The following is a 13,095-nucleotide window of genomic DNA, read 5'->3' on the forward strand; positions in this document are numbered from 1 at the left end:
GCTGCATGGCGCCATGCCAGACGGGGCCGATGAAACTACCGAACATCTTGAGGAACTTAGCGTTTTGAGGATCATCTTCCGCTTCGGCGGCATCGCAATGCTCGTGGCGGCCATCGTCATCCTGGCCGTGCTGCCCTTTGCGACATCCTTCGTGGAACAATGGACACGTCGCGACGTCGAGCTGCGATCCCGCCTCGTCTTCAATTCCGTGAGGGACCAGGTCAGCGGCCTCCTCGCCCGCAACGATGCCCAGCAGGCCGGCATCCTGTTCGAGCGCATCGCCACCGACGAGCGGGTGCTCGCCATCGGCTATTGCGAGGGGCAGGAGCTGCGCTTCCCCACCAGCAACATGCCGCCCTCCTTCTCCTGCGCGGAGGCGTCCCGGTCCGACGCGGAGAGCTTCTCCATCGTCCGCAACCAGGATCACAACGTCCTCGTCAGCTCCTTCCCTCTCAATGCCGGAGGCCGGCCGGGGCACCTCGTGGTCCTGCACGACCTGAGCTATGCCGACCAGCGCGGCGGGGAGGCCCGGAACTATCTGTTCCTGGCCCTCGCCGGGGTCGCCTTCGGCGCCGCGGCGCTCGCGGCCATGATCGCGGCGATCATCATGCGCCGCTGGCTCGCCTCCATCCGGCAGGCCCTCGAGAGCGCCCGCACCGGCAATGCCAACCCGCCTGCGGAAGAGAACATCATCCCGCTCGGCCAGGAAATCCGGGACGTGCTCCAGGAGCTCGAGGCCTCGCGGCGCACCATCGATGCGGCCCATACGGACTGGTCGCCGGAGACCCTGAGAGCGGCCCTGTCCAACGAGCTGTCGGGCTCGGAGGTCATCGTGGTCTCGAATCGCGAGCCCTATATCCACAACCGCACCGACAGCGGCGAGATCACCCTGCAGATTCCGGCGAGCGGCCTCGTCTCGGCCCTGGAGCCGGTGGTGCGCGCCTGCGGCGGCACCTGGGTCGCCCATGGCAGCGGCAGCGCAGACCGGGAGACGGTCGATGCCAACGACCGGGTGCCGGTGCCCCCGAACCATCCCGCCTACACCCTGCGCCGCGTCTGGCTCTCGGAAGAGGAGCAGGACGGGTATTATTACGGCGCTGCCAACGAGGGCCTCTGGCCTCTATGCCATATCGCCTTCGTGCGGCCGATCTTCCGCGAGGCGGACTGGCAGTACTACCGCTCCGTGAACGAGAAATTCGCGGATGCGATCGTGGCCGAAGCCAAGCGCGAGGACCCGATCATTCTCGTGCAGGATTATCATTTCTCGCTCCTGCCGCGCATGATCCGCAACCGGCTGCCGCGGGCGACCATCGTCACCTTCTGGCATATCCCCTGGCCGAATGCCGAGACCTTCGGCATCTGTCCCTGGCGGGAGGAGATCGTCGACGGTCTCCTCGGCTCCTCGATCCTCGGCTTCCACACCCAAGCCCATTGCAACAACTTCCTGGACTCGGTCGATTCCTACGTGGAAAGCCGGATCGACCGGGAGAAGGATTCGGTGTTCTTCGGCGGCGAGGAAACCTTGATCCGTCCCTATCCGATCTCCATCGAATGGCCGCCCACGGCCATGGAAGGCCAGAAATCCGTGGAGGAATGCCGGCGGATCGTGCGGGAGCGGCTGGGGGTGCCGCCGGACATGCGCATCGGCGTCGGCATCGAGCGGTTCGACTACACGAAGGGCATCATCGACCGCATGCAGGCCATCGACACGCTCCTCACGGAGCATCCGGAATGGCACGGCAATTTTTCTTTCGTTCAGGTGGCCGCGCCGACAAGGAGCAAATTGTCCAACTATCGCCAGCTCCAGGAAGAGGCGGAAGCCTTGGCGCGCGACATCAACGAGAGACATGGCCGCGACGGATACGAGCCGATCAAGCTCCTCGTCCGCCATCACGAGCCCCACGAGGTGTTTGAACTTTTTCGCGCTGCGGATCTTTGCATCGTGTCGAGTCTGCACGACGGCATGAATCTCGTTGCCAAGGAATTCGTGGCTGCGCGGGACGACGAGCAGGGCGTGCTCATTCTCTCGGCTTTCGCGGGAGCATCCCGCGAATTGTCGGAGTCGCTGATCGTCAATCCCTACAACGCCCATGCCATGGGCGAGGCCATCAACCGCGCATTGACCATGCAGCAGAACGAGCAGCGGGAGCGGATGCGGCTGATGCGCGATCAGGTCAAGGAGCGGAACGTCTATCGCTGGGCCGGGCAGATGCTTCTGGCCGCCTCGCGCCTGCGCAAGCAGCAGCGGATCCGGCGCCTGATCGCCAGGGGACGGAGGCCCGCGCCGGCCAATGCGTGAGATTCCTGCAGGACAAGTTTCGATGCCAGAGACGGATGGGACTTATGCTCTCTTCCTCGATTTCGACGGGACGCTGGTCGACATCGTCGAACGGCCCGATGCGGTCGTGGTGGACCCGGGCTTGCCGGAGATCCTGACCCGACTGGAGCAAAGGCTCGGCGGTGCGCTCGCGATCATCAGCGGTCGCCCGGTCGAATTTCTCGACGGGCGCTTCGTGCCGCATGAGTTCGACATGGCCGGTCTCCATGGGCTGGAGCACCGCATCGCCGGACAGCTCTCCATGTGCGACCCGGTCGACCATCCCGCCCTGCGCGCGATGGTCGGCCGCTTGCGGGAGATCGTCGCCGGCAAGGAGGGTATCCTGATCGAGGACAAGGGCTGCTCGGTCGCCATCCACTGGAGGCTGGCGCCGCATGAGAAAGAATTCGCCCTCGCGACCGCGCAGGCCGCCGTCGAGGCCTTAGGGAGCGATTACCGTGTTCAACACGGAAAAGCTGTGGCAGAAATCCTTCCCTCGGCGGCAGGGAAGGGCAAGGTGATCGAACGGTTTCTCCACGAAACACCGTATAAAGGGCGGTGCCCGATCTTCGTCGGCGACGACCTGACCGACGAGAACGGCTTCAAGATCGTGAACGCCCACGGCGGCCTCTCGGTGCGCATCGGCGCCGGCGAGACCATTGCCAAGGTGCGCCTGGGAACGCCTGCGGAGTTGCGACATTGCCTGTCCACATGGGCCTTCGAGGGTTCTCTTCCTTTCAAAGGGGATGATTGCTGACATGAATTCGCTGGACCTTGCCGTCATCGGCAATTGCACGATCTCGGCCCTGGTGGACCGTCGTGCGCAGATCGTCTGGAGCTGCTTTCCACGTTTCGACGGCGATCCGGTCTTCTCCGCCCTGCTCGACAGCCCCGAAGGCCGGAGCGATGCCGAGCAGAAGGGCGTCTTCGCCATCGACATGGTCGGCATGGTGAGCTGCGAGCAGAGCTATATCGAGAACACGGCGGTTCTGCTCTCGCGCATGACGGATTCGTTCGGCAACATCCTCGAGATCACGGATTTCGTGCCGCGCTTCAAGCATTACGATCGCACCTTCCGTCCGCCGATGCTGGTCCGCCGGGTCCAGCCGGTGAAGGGCCGTCCGCGCATCCGCGTGCGCTTACGGCCCCATTACGACTGGGGCGGGCAATCGCCGAACCTCACTCGAGGCAGCAACCATCTGCGCTTCGTCGGCCCGGCCTATTCCCTGCGCCTGACCACCGATGCCTCCGTCTCCTACGTGCAGGAGGAGCGGCCCTTCGTGGTCGACCGGCCGATGTCGTTCTTCTTCGGCGAGGACGAGCCGCTTCGATCCGAGACCGACACGACCGCCCGCAGCTTCCTCGACAGCACCATCGATTTCTGGCGCGACTGGGTGCGCTCGCTCTCGATCCCCTTCGACTGGCAGGTGGAGGTGATCCGCGCCGCCATCACGCTCAAGCTGTGCAATTACGAGGAGACCGGCGCCATCGTGGCGGCGCTGACCACCTCTGTGCCGGAGGCGCCGCACACGAAGCGCAACTGGGATTACCGCTATTGCTGGCTGCGTGACGCCTATTTCGTGATACAGGCCCTCAACCGCCTCGGCACCACCAAGACGATGGAGGAATACCTCACCTACATCACCAACATCGTCGACGACATGGAGGCCATTCCCGACCAGAAGGACATGCCGCCGCTGTTCAGCATCACGCGCTCGCCGGACCTGGAGGAGCGCGAGGCGACGGCGCTTGCCGGCTATCGCGGCATGGGCCCCGTGCGCGTCGGCAACGCCGCCTATACGCAGATCCAGAACGATGCCTATGGCAGCATCGTGCTGGCCTCGGTCCACGCCTTCCTCGACAAGCGCCTGATCCGCACCGGCAACCGGGCGCTGTTCGCGCATCTCGAGAAGCTCGGGCACCGGGCCATCGAGGTCTTCGACCAGCCCGATGCCGGTCCGTGGGAACTGCGCACCAAGGCGGCCGTGCACACCTTTCCGAGCGTGATGTGCTGGGCGGCCTGCGACCGGTTGATCAAGATCGCCGAAGCCATGGGGCGCGAGGACCGGGCCGCCTTCTGGCGCGAGAATGCGAGCCGCATGCACCAGGTCATCAACGAGAACGCCTACAATCCGGAGACGGGCACCTTCGTCTCCTCCTTCGGCGGCGCGGATCTCGATGCGACGCTGCTTCTCCTCGCCGAGCTCGATTTCGTGAAGCCGGACGATCCCCGCTTCATCGCCACCGTCGATGCGGTCGGTGCGAAGCTACGGCGCGGCGATCTTCTGCTGCGTTATGATGTGGAAGACGATTTCGGGCTCATGCATACCGCTTTCATGATCTGCGGCTTCTGGTACGTGGATGCGCTGAATGTCATCGGGCGCAAGGACGAGGCACGGGAATTGTTCGAGCACATCCTGAGCTTGCGCAATTCCTTCGGCCTCTTCTCCGAGGATGCGGATTACACGACAGGGGAGCTGTGGGGGAATTTCCCGCAGACCTATTCGATGGTCGGTCTCATCAACTCGGCCGTGCGCCTGAGCCGCAGCTGGGAGGAGGCGTTCTGATCATGAGTGTTCGGCGTCAGCGCATCGTGCGGAAAAGTGGACCCGGTTTTCCGCCCCGAACGATGCGCTCTTTAAGGAGTGGAGCATCGGATTGATCCCAAAAGTAGAATCCACTTTTGGGTCCGATGCAGCGGAAAGGACGATAGGCTTCGATGTTCGCATTTCCCGTTCTGCTCGGCGATATCGGCGGCACCAATGCCCGCTTCGCCGTCCTGCCTGCGCCGGGGGAAAATGTTCAGCTCCTGCCGCGCACCCTGACGGCGCAGACGCCGGATCCCGTGGGAGCGATCAGGATCGCGCTCGAAGCTTATGAAGGACCCGCGCCCCGCTCGGCCATCATCGCGGTCGCGACCCGCGTCGACGCTCCTGCGATCCGTCTCACCAACGCCCATTGGGTGATCGATGCCGAGGCTATCGGCAAGGCGCTGACTCTCGAGCGCGTGACCCTCGTCAACGACTACACGCCCGTTGCAGCGTCCGTGGCCGTGCTCGACGAGGCGCGAGGCGATCTTGCCCCTATCGGGACCTTCCCGCCGCGGAAGCCCGGCCCGTGTGTCGTGCTCGGTCCCGGAACGGGCCTCGGCGCCGGCGCGCTCGTGCCGGTCGAGGATCGCCTGGCCATCCTCGCGACGGAAGCTGGCCACATGGAATTCGGCCCGACGAACGATGAGGAGACCGCCATCTGGCCGCACTTGGAGCGGGTCGGCGGACGCGTTTCGGGCGAGGTGGTGCTGTCCGGTCCCGGCCTGTTCCGCATCGCCAAGGCCCTTGCCGCCCATCGCTGCGTCGAGTGCCCGTTCACCATCCCCAACGACGTGCTGGCTGCCGCCCGCGAAGGCGATGCGCTGGCAAACGATACCCTGTCCCATTTCGCGCGTTTCCTCGGGCGCTTCGCGGGAGATCTGGCGCTCACCTTCGAATCCTCCGGCGGCGTCTTCATCGCCGGCGGCATCGCGCCGCGCATGGTCGACATTCTCCAGGCCGGAGACTTCCGGGACGCCTTCGACCGCAAGGCCCCGCACGATGCCTGGGCGAGCAAGGTGCCGGTCTACGCCATCGTCAATCCGGAGCCGGCCCTGCAGGGACTTGCGGCCATCGTCTCGAATCCGCAGGGTTTCGTCTTCCAATCCCAAGGGTGGCAGGCTACCTGACGGGGGCTCGCCGCCCCGCGGCGCTTTCCCTCCCGAACCCCATCGATTGATCATGAGAACAGAACAGATCGCCCTTTCGCCCCTCGCCCCCGGGGCGAGCCTGTCGTTGACCGTCCAGCGCTTCGGCGCGGAGGGCGCCCGCCCGCAGGTTTACATCCAGGCCTCGCTTCATGCCGACGAGGTCCCCGGCATGATTGTGGCGCACCACCTGCGCGAGCGCCTGAAAGCCCTCGAGGGCGAGGGCAGGATCAAGGGCGAGATCGTGCTCGTGCCCTCCGCCAATCCCATCGGCCTGGCCCAGCGCGTGATGGGCGATCCCATCGGCCGCTTCAATCTCGCCGACGGCGTGAATTTCAACCGCGGCTATCCCCATCTCGTCCCGAAGGCGGCCGAGCGCGTCGAGGGCAAGCTGACGGGCGACGGGGCGGCGAATGTCCGCCTGATCCGGAAGGCCCTGCGCGCCGAGCTCGATGCCTGGGAGCCGGCCAATCCGGCGGAGGCCTTGAAGAAGACCCTGCTGGGCCTAGGGCAGGAGGCCGATCTCGTCCTCGACCTGCATTGCGACTCGGAGGCCGTGGTGCACCTCTACACGCATACACAGTCCGAGGAGGAGTTCGCCCCGCTCTCGGCGCTCATCGGCGCCCATGCCTATCTGCTCGCCGACGAATCCGGCGACGAGCCGTTCGACGAGGCCTGCAGCCGTCCCTGGGCGGAAATCGCCGCACGCTTCTCCGACCGCCCCATCCCCTTCGGCTGCCACTCGACGACCCTGGAGTTCCGCGGCGAGCGGGACGTGGACCACGCGACCGCCGGGACCGATGCCGTGGCCATCCTCGATTACCTGACCCTGCGCGGAATCATCGCCGGGGAGGCCCCGAGCGTGCCGGAAGCCCTCTGCCGGGCGACGCCGCTGGCGGCCTCCGAGCCGGTCCTGGCCCCGGCCTACGGTATCCTGGTGTTCAAGACCGAGCCGGGAACGAAGGTGAAGGCGGGGGAGGCGATCGCCGAGGTGATCGATCCGCTCACCGGCGCAGTGACGCCTGCCAAGGCCCCATCGGATGGCGTGATGTTCGCCCGGATCGCAATGCGCTTCGTCACGAAAGGCATGCGCATGGCCAAGGTCGCCGGCACCGAGGCCACCCGGACGGGCAAGCTGCTGGGGGCTTGAAAGCTCTCTGACTTGTTGGCTCAATCTCGCTGGCTTGCCCTAAGCCCTCATCCTGAGGAGGTCACGGAGTGACCGTCTCGAAGGACGAGGGCGCCTCCAGCTTTCACTGGAACCTCCTTCGAGACGCAGCTGCGCTGCTCCTCAGGATGAGGTCGAGTCTTATGAGCTAGCCCTTGGAGTCAAAAAGAAAGGCCGCCCTTGAGGGGCGGCCTTTCCATTGTCGGTTCCACGGCCCGTTAGAGCCGGCCATTTCGTGCGTTACGCACCAATCTCGGCAGAGGCCAAGATCCAGGTCACGGCAACCGGGGACCGTAGGGTATGACAATGAGACACTGGATCACCTCCTTTCGCTGTTGACGGGAAACCCCCATATGGGTTGAGAAGAGCACAACGGAAGGGCCGGCTGCTGCGGCGTTCTGTCCCTTAACCTCGTTTCCAGAGAAATCTTTTGACCGCCATGACCGACCTTCCGGCCCCCGTGGGCCGCCGCCGCACCTTTGCGATCATCTCCCACCCTGACGCGGGTAAGACCACGCTCACCGAGAAGCTGCTGCTGTTCGGAGGCGCGATCCAGCTCGCCGGCGAGGTGAAGGCCAAGAAGAACCGCGTCTCGACCCGCTCCGACTGGATGGGCATCGAGAAGGAGCGCGGCATCTCGGTGGTGACCTCGGTCATGACCTTCGAATATGGCGGCTGCGTCTTCAACCTGCTCGACACACCGGGCCACGAGGATTTCTCGGAGGACACCTACCGCACGCTCACCGCGGTTGATTCCGCCATCATGGTGATCGATGCGGCCAAGGGCATCGAGGCACGCACCCGCAAGCTCTTCGAAGTCTGCCGCATGCGCGACATCCCGATCGTGACCTTCATCAACAAGATGGACCGCGAGGCGCGCAACCCCTTCGACCTGCTCGACGAGATCGAGAAGACGCTGGCGCTCGACACCTCGCCCGTGACCTGGCCAATCAGCCAGGGCCGGAGCTTCGCCGGCACCTTCGACCTGCGTCGCAACATGGTCCGCCGCATCGATACGGACGAGGAGCCGACACAGGTCTCCGGCCCCGACGATCAAAAGCTTTTAAGCCTGCTGCCGCCGGAAGAGGCCGAGGCCTGGCAGGAGGAGGTCTCTCTGGCTCAGGAGGCCTGCAAGCCCTTCGACCTGCAGGCCTTTCGCGAGGGCCATCTCACGCCCGTGTTCTTTGGATCGGCATTGCGCAATTTCGGCGTGCGCGATCTCATCGATGCGCTCGCCGAATATGCGCCGCCGCCGCGCGGCCAGGAGGCCGACAAGCGTCTCGTCGAGGCGGGCGAGCCCAAGATGTCGGGGTTCGTGTTCAAGATCCAGGCCAACATGGATCCGAACCACCGCGACCGCATCGCCTTCATGCGCATCTGCTCGGGCAAGCTCCAGCGCGGCATGAAGGCGAAGCTCGTGCGCACGGGCAAGCCCATGAGCCTGAACTCGCCGCAATTCTTCTTCGCCCAGGACCGCGCCATCGCGGACGAGGCCTGGGCCGGCGACGTGGTCGGCATTCCCAATCACGGCACGCTGCGCATCGGCGATACGCTCACCGAGGGCGAGGACATCGTCTTCCGCGGCGTGCCGAGCTTCGCGCCGGAAATCCTGCGCCGCATCAAGCTGCAGGACGCCATGAAGGCGAAGAAGCTGCGTGAGGCCCTGCAGCAGATGGCGGAGGAGGGCGTGGTGCAGCTCTTCGTGCCGCAGGACGGCTCCGGCGCCATCGTCGGCGTCGTCGGCGCGCTGCAGCTCGACGTGCTCAAAGAGCGGCTTTCCGCCGAATACGGCCTGCCCATCGATTACGAGCCGACGCGCTTCTCGATATGCCGCTGGATCACGGCGGACGATCAGAAAGAGCTCGACAAGTTCATCGAGAGCCATCTGTCGTCCATGGCGCGTGATCTCGACGAGGCGCCGGTCTTCATGGCGCCGAACCAGTTCAACCTTCAATACGAGGTCGACCGCTACAAGGCGATCCGGTTCTCGGACGTGAAGGATTACCAGAAGAAGGCGGCTTGACACCCGCCTTCGTGAAGGGCGCCCGCCGCAACCTTGCGGCGGAGCGCAAGCCTTTGTATATCAGGCACCGACGCCCGAGAGGCGTCGGTTCCGACAGGATGTGTGCCGCAATGGATTTCAACCCGACAGCAATGCCGATCTGCCTTGCCACGGGGAACATCCATGCCTGCCTCAATCACATTGTCTCATCTGTCATGGTCCACGCCTGAGGGCCGAACGCTTCTCTCCGATCTCGACCTGAATTTCGGCCCGGAACGGATCGGACTCGTCGGCCGCAACGGCGTCGGCAAGACCACGCTTCTCCAGCTGATCTCCGGCGAGCTGCAGCCCCATTCCGGCAGCGTCGCCCTCAACGGACGGCTGGGATTCCTGCGCCAGATCGTCCAGGTCGGCCCGGAGGAGACCATCTCCTCCCTGTTCGGCGTCGTCGATGCGCTGGTGGTGCTGCGCCGCGCCGAGGCCGGCAAAGCCTCGGCCGGGGAGCTGGCCAACGCCGATTGGACGCTGGAGGCCCGCATGGCCTCTGCTCTCGCCGAGGTGGGCCTCGATGCGCAGCCGGACACGCCGCTGTCCACGCTGTCGGGCGGGCAGAGCACGCGCGCGGCTCTCGCCGCGCTCGTCTTCGCGGAGCCCGATTTCCTGCTGCTCGACGAGCCGACCAACAATCTCGACCGGGAGGGCCGCGAGGCGGTGATCGACCTGCTTGCGAGCTGGCGCGGCGGTGCGATCGTCGTCAGCCACGACCGGGAATTGCTCGACACCATGGATGCCATCGTCGAACTGACCTCGCTCGGCGCCACGCGCTATGGCGGCAACTGGAGTGAGTACCGCGAACGCAAAGCTTTGGAACTCGCGGCGACACGGCGCGACTTGGCGGATGCCGAGAAGCGCGTTGCCGAGATCGACCGGAGAGCGCAGGAGACCGCCGAGAGGAAGGCACGCAAAGACGGTGTGGCCAAACGAAAGCGCGCCAAAGGCGACATGCCGCGCATTCTCATGAACGGGCTGAAGGCCCGCAGCGAGGAGACGGGCGGCAGGAACGCCCGCCTCGCCGAGCGTCGCCGCGCGCAGGCTTTCGACGAGGCCGCCTCCGCACGCGAGCGCATCGAGATCCTGCAGCCGTTTTCCGTGGTGCTGCCGCCGACGAACCTCCCGGCCGGCAGGATGGTTCTCACGATCGATGACATCAGCGCCGGCTACGAGCCGGAACGGCCGATCCTGCGCGACTTTTCCTTGTCTATCGCCGGCCCGGAGCGCGTCGCCATCGTCGGGCCGAACGGTTCGGGCAAGACGACCCTGCTCGCCCTCATCACCGGGCGGCTGCAGCCCTGGAGCGGGAGCGCGCGGGTCATGAGCGATTTCGCGCTGTTCGACCAGCGGGTGAGCCTGCTCGACCGTTCTGTTTCGATCCGCGACAATTTCCGTCGCATCAACGCGGATGCGGATGAGAATGCCTGCCGCGCGGCACTGGCCCGGTTCATGTTCCGGGCCGATGCGGCCTTGCAGCCCGTCTCCACTCTCAGCGGCGGGCAATTGCTGCGGGCGGGGCTTGCCTGCGTGCTCGGCGGGCCGAAGCCGCCGGCTCTCCTGATCCTCGACGAGCCGACGAACCATCTCGACATCGATTCCATCGAGACGGTCGAGGCAGGTTTACGGGCCTATGACGGCGCTCTGCTGGTCGTCAGCCACGACGAGACCTTTCTGGAGGCCATCGGGGTCTCGCGTAGGCTGGATCTTGGTCTGGATCAGGCCGCCAGCTTGCGCTCCGTGTAGCGCTCCTGCACCTGCGCGATGTTCTCGATGGTCGGCAGGCTCGCCTCGTTGCCGAGGTGCTGGATCGCATGGGCTGAGGCCGCGCGGGCGAAGATGAAATGCTCGCGCCAGGGCAGGTCGGGCCGGGCCATGGCGGAATAGACATAGGCGCCGTGGAAGATGTCGCCGGCGCCGTTGGTGTCCACCACCTTTTCGCCGGGCACGTTGAGGGCCGGAAGAACGCTCTCCTGGCCGGTCTCGTCGTACCAGACGAGGCCGCGCTCGCCGAGGGTCACGCCGCCGATCTTGCAGCCGCGGCCCTTGAGATAGGCGAGCATCTCGGACGTCGTCAGGTTCATCTGCTCGCACAGGCGCTCGGCGACGATGGCGACGTCGATGAATTCCAGAAGCTCATGGGTGTTGGAGCGCAGGCCGCCGCCGTCCAGCGAGGTGAGGATGCCGGATTCGCGGCAGATCCTGGCATAATGCATGGCCGCATCGGCCTGGTGACCGTCGAGATGCAGCGCCTTGCAGCCCTGGAGGTTCAGCGGCGGCACCGGGTGCAGGTAATGGTCGTCGCGGCAGCGCACGATGGCGCGCTTGCCGCCCCGCGGCATGATGAAGGACAGGGACGATTCGTGGACCTTCCGGTGATGCACCGAGATGCCGTATTTCGCCGCCATGTCGATGAACATGCGGCCGAGCCAATCGTCCGCGATCGAGGTCAGCAGGTCGGGCGCGATGCCGAGCTTGGCGCAGGCGAAGGCTGCGGTCACCGCATTGCCGCCGAACGAGATCGCGTAATCCCGCGCCACGGTCTTCTCGTCTCCCGTCGGAAGCTCGTCCGCCAGGAAGGTCACGTCGATATAGGTCTGGCCCACGAAGAGAGCATGCATCGCAAAATTTCGTCTGTGATCCGGAATCGCCGCCAAAGTCTTGGACGAGCGAGGCCGATTAGGCAAGGTCTTCCGGGCTGGTCGAAGACACCACGGCGACCCACCTCTCCCCGGTGGGGAGAGGTCGAGCGCAGCGAGGGTGAGGGGGCACAGGTCTATCCGGATAGCGCGTAACCCCTCACCCGCCGCGCTGACGCGCGTCGACCTCTCCCTCAAGGAGAGGTGAACCCGCCTTCACCGATTTCAGGGAACAAGTAGGGCCGCCAGTTCAGCGAATGCAGGCTGACTGCTCATCACATCCTGTTGAGCGTCGCCGCAAGCCGTGCCGCTGTGAGCGCCGCGTCGAGATCGGTGGCGATGAATTCGACCGGGGCCACCAGTTCCTTCCGGAAGGCATCGGACAGGACAGGGTGAAGCCGCGCGGAGCCGCCCACCAGGGCCACGGGCCGTGGCCCGAGGCGCTTGATGAGCGCGTTTGCGAGACGGGCCAGCTCCACCCCGGCTTCGCGCAGGATCCTAAGCGCGGTGGCATCGTCCGCCTTCGCCGCCTCGCCCACGGCGCGGGCGAGCGAGCCGATCTTGCCGCGGTCGCCGCCATAGACGAAGGAGCGCACGATGTTCCAGTCGGTGCCGCCGAGGGCCGCTGCGAGACAGGTGCCGAGTGTCGTGGTCCAGCCTTTACCCGGGCTCTCCTCCTCGGTCCGGAGCACCGATTTGAGGGCCTCGCGGGCGATCCAGAAGCCGGAGCCGCCGTCGTCGATCAAATTGCCGCGCCCGCCGATCCGGATCACGTCCTTGGCCTCGGACAGGTAATAGCCGATGGAGCCGGTGCCGCTATAGACGAGGATGCCTTCGCCGAGCGCGAAATAGGACAGGTAGGCGATCCACATGTCCTCGGCGACGAAGACCTTGTCCGCGGGAAGTTCAAACGTTTCCGCGAACAGGGCGCGCATGGTGGCTTCCGCTGGCGTGTCGCGGGTGAGCCCGGTGATGCCCGCGATGATGCCGAGCGGTCGGCCGGTCTTCAGCACCGCCTGGGCCATGTCGAGAACGATCTGCCGGGCGCGCTCCTCGGCGGCGGCGGAGAAGAGATGGCCGGTCAGGGGAGCGACGGTGCCTTGAGCGACGCAGGCGCCGTTCGCATCCGCCAGCCGCCAGCGCGTGGCGGTGCCGCCCGCGTCGATGCCAAGCCCCAGCCCCATG

Annotated in this window: 9 protein-coding genes; 7 read left to right on the forward strand and 2 right to left on the reverse strand. The window is 65.6% G+C overall.

What is annotated here, in order from left to right; translation table 11 throughout:
- Positions 1-97: 97 nt before the first annotated feature.
- The 7 genes from BB934_RS15180 to BB934_RS15210 all read left to right on the forward strand — a co-directional run bounded on the left by BB934_RS15180 (position 98) and on the right by BB934_RS15210 (position 11,017).
- Positions 98-2,299 carry an alpha,alpha-trehalose-phosphate synthase (UDP-forming) gene (locus tag BB934_RS15180; protein ID WP_237050331.1) on the forward strand — a complete coding sequence of 734 codons (2,202 nt, stop codon included), beginning with the start codon at positions 98-100 and terminating at the stop codon, positions 2,297-2,299.
- A gap of 22 nt (positions 2,300-2,321) precedes the next feature.
- The gene (gene otsB, locus BB934_RS15185) at positions 2,322-3,074 is read left to right on the forward strand and encodes a trehalose-phosphatase (RefSeq protein ID WP_099510376.1); all 753 of its coding nucleotides are present in this window, start codon (positions 2,322-2,324) and stop codon (positions 3,072-3,074) included.
- A 1-nt stretch (position 3,075) separates the two neighbouring features.
- Positions 3,076-4,884 (forward strand): glycoside hydrolase family 15 protein, encoded by a 1,809-nt coding sequence (locus tag BB934_RS15190; RefSeq protein WP_099510377.1) that lies wholly within the window; start codon positions 3,076-3,078, stop codon positions 4,882-4,884.
- 212 nt (positions 4,885-5,096) lie between these two features.
- On the forward strand, positions 5,097-6,035 hold the full coding sequence (locus BB934_RS15195) for a glucokinase (protein WP_418294756.1): 939 nt from the start codon (positions 5,097-5,099) through the stop codon (positions 6,033-6,035).
- 52 nt (positions 6,036-6,087) lie between these two features.
- Positions 6,088-7,203 carry a succinylglutamate desuccinylase/aspartoacylase family protein gene (locus BB934_RS15200; RefSeq protein WP_099512886.1) on the forward strand — a complete coding sequence of 372 codons (1,116 nt, stop codon included), beginning with the start codon at positions 6,088-6,090 and terminating at the stop codon, positions 7,201-7,203.
- Positions 7,204-7,660: 457 nt separating this feature from the next.
- A complete protein-coding gene (locus BB934_RS15205) occupies positions 7,661-9,244 on the forward strand; it encodes a peptide chain release factor 3 (RefSeq protein ID WP_099512888.1) in 1,584 nt (527 codons plus the stop codon).
- A 162-nt stretch (positions 9,245-9,406) separates the two neighbouring features.
- Positions 9,407-11,017, forward strand: a complete 1,611-nt coding sequence (locus tag BB934_RS15210; protein ID WP_099510379.1) for an ABC-F family ATP-binding cassette domain-containing protein — start codon at positions 9,407-9,409, stop codon at positions 11,015-11,017.
- Here BB934_RS15210 and BB934_RS15215 read toward each other — a convergent pair.
- Both BB934_RS15215 and BB934_RS15220 read right to left on the reverse strand, forming a co-directional pair.
- On the reverse strand, positions 10,990-11,892 hold the full coding sequence (locus BB934_RS15215) for a sugar kinase (RefSeq protein WP_099510380.1): 903 nt from the start codon (positions 11,890-11,892) through the stop codon (positions 10,990-10,992). The genes BB934_RS15210 and BB934_RS15215 overlap by 28 nt on opposite strands.
- A 293-nt stretch (positions 11,893-12,185) precedes the next feature.
- Complete coding sequence (locus tag BB934_RS15220; RefSeq protein ID WP_099510381.1) at positions 12,186-13,094, reverse strand: N-acetylglucosamine kinase; 909 nt, start codon at positions 13,092-13,094, stop codon at positions 12,186-12,188.
- Position 13,095: the final 1 nt, after the last annotated feature.

Source organism: Microvirga ossetica (assembly GCF_002741015.1).
Classification (GTDB): Bacteria; Pseudomonadota; Alphaproteobacteria; order Rhizobiales; family Beijerinckiaceae; genus Microvirga; species Microvirga ossetica.

What these genes read in the sequence shown, in the direction of transcription:
- BB934_RS15180 (WP_237050331.1), top strand. Translation starts at nt 98, where the DNA reads ATGCTCGTGGCGGCCATCGTCATCCTGGCCGTGCTGCCCTTTGCGACA.
- otsB (WP_099510376.1), top strand. Translation starts at nt 2,322, where the DNA reads ATGCCAGAGACGGATGGGACTTATGCTCTCTTCCTCGATTTCGACGGG.
- BB934_RS15190 (WP_099510377.1), top strand. Translation starts at nt 3,076, where the DNA reads ATGAATTCGCTGGACCTTGCCGTCATCGGCAATTGCACGATCTCGGCC.
- BB934_RS15200 (WP_099512886.1), top strand. Translation starts at nt 6,088, where the DNA reads ATGAGAACAGAACAGATCGCCCTTTCGCCCCTCGCCCCCGGGGCGAGC.
- BB934_RS15205 (WP_099512888.1), top strand. Translation starts at nt 7,661, where the DNA reads ATGACCGACCTTCCGGCCCCCGTGGGCCGCCGCCGCACCTTTGCGATC.
- BB934_RS15210 (WP_099510379.1), top strand. Translation starts at nt 9,407, where the DNA reads ATGCCTGCCTCAATCACATTGTCTCATCTGTCATGGTCCACGCCTGAG.
- BB934_RS15215 (WP_099510380.1), bottom strand. Translation starts at nt 11,892, where the DNA reads ATGCATGCTCTCTTCGTGGGCCAGACCTATATCGACGTGACCTTCCTG.
- BB934_RS15220 (WP_099510381.1), bottom strand. Translation starts at nt 13,094, where the DNA reads ATGGGGCTGGGGCTTGGCATCGACGCGGGCGGCACCGCCACGCGCTGG.